Raw genomic sequence first — 1,592 nt, 5'->3', positions numbered from 1 at the left:
CGTGGTGCTCGGAACCAGGTTCTCGAAGTTACCGCCAGTGGCCTTATCGATGCTGACTTCAACTTTGCCGGCGTCTTTGTAGACGTCGTCTTTTGGCGCATCGACAGTGACGGTGCCAGTGGTGGCGCCTGCTGCGATGTTGATCACCGCGCCGTTGCTCAGAGTCACAGTGACAGGCGAGCCAGCGGCGTTGGTCAATGTTGCGGTGTAGACGATCGAGCCACCTTCAGCTACTTCGGTAGACGCGGACAGGCTCAGGCCAGTGGTGTCCTGAGTATCTGTGACGGTGGTTTCGGCAGGCTTGCCGTCGATGTCCAGTTTTTCGTAGGGAGTCTGGGCCGGGTTGGTCAGCGTCGCGGTGTAAACAATCGAACCGCCTTCGGTGATGGTGTCGCTGGCGGTCAGGGTCAGGCCAGTGGTGTCCACCGAATCGGTAATCGTRGTRACSGCAGGYGCGGTGCTCGGCACCAGATTCTCGAAGTTGCCACCTGTCGCACCGGTAATGGTGGTGCTGACGGTGCTGCCGTTGTTGTAGACGTCATTAGCCGGCGTCTCGACGTTGACGGTGCCAGTGGTCTGGCCGGCGGCGATGGTAATGAGTCGCACCGGTAATGGTGGTGCTGACSGTGCTGCCGTTGTTGTAGACGTCATTAGCCGGCGTCTCGACGTTGACGGTGCCAGTGGTCTGGCCGGCGGCGATGGTRATGACCGAGCCRTTGCTCARKGTCACGGTTACGGGAGTCTGGGCCGGGTTGGTCAGCGTCGCGGTGTAAACAATCGAACCGCCTTCGGTGATGGTGTCGCTGGCGGTCAGGGTCAGGCCAGTGGTGTCCACCGAATCGGTAATCGTGGTGACCGCAGGTGTCGTGCTCGGGACCAGGTTTTCGAAGTTGCCACCGGTCGCACCGGTAATGGGCGGCGATGGTGATGACCGAGCCATTGCTCAGGGTCACGGTCACCGGAGTCTGGGCCGGGTTGGTCAGCGTCGCGGTGTAAACAATCGAACCGCCTTCGGTGATGGTGTCGCTGGCCGTCAGAGTCAGGCCAGTGGTGTCGGCCGAATCGGTAATCGTGGTGACCGCAGGTGTAGTGCTCGGGACCAGGTTTTCGAAGTTACCGCCGGTTGCGCCGGTGATCGTAGTGCTGACCGTGCTGCCGTTGTTATAGACGTCATTGGCCGGAGTATCGACGTTAACGGTGCCAGTGGTCTGGCCGGCGGCGATGGTGATGACCGAGCCRTTGCTCARGGTCACGGTCACCGGAGTCTGGGCCGGGTTGGTCAGCGTCGCGGTGTAAACAATCGAACCGCCTTCGGTGATGGTGTTGGAGTCTGGGCCGGGTTGGTCAGCGTCGCGGTGTAAACAATCGAACCGCCTTCGGTGATGGTGTTGCTGGCCGTCAGAGTCAGGCCAGTGGTRTCCRCCGAATCGGTAATCGTGGTGACCGCAGGTGTCGTGCTCGGGACCAGGTTTTCGAAGTTGCCACCGGTCGCACCGGTAATGGTGGTGCTGACGGTGCTGCCGTTGTTGTAGACGTCATTAGCCGGCGTCTCGACGTTGACGGTGCCAGTGGTCTGGCCGGCGGCGATGGTA

General features: G+C 61.1%; 1 pseudogene. It reads right to left on the bottom strand.

The features are described 5' to 3' along the window. Positions 1–1,592 (bottom strand): annotated as a pseudogene (locus tag ASC85_RS33895) (immunoglobulin-like domain-containing protein); the annotation flags it as partial.

Origin of the sequence: Pseudomonas sp. Root401, assembly GCF_001425105.1 — a bacterium.
In the GTDB taxonomy this organism is placed as follows: domain Bacteria; phylum Pseudomonadota; class Gammaproteobacteria; order Pseudomonadales; family Pseudomonadaceae; genus Aquipseudomonas; species Aquipseudomonas brassicacearum.
This window is presented reverse-complemented; position numbering and strand designations above follow the sequence as displayed.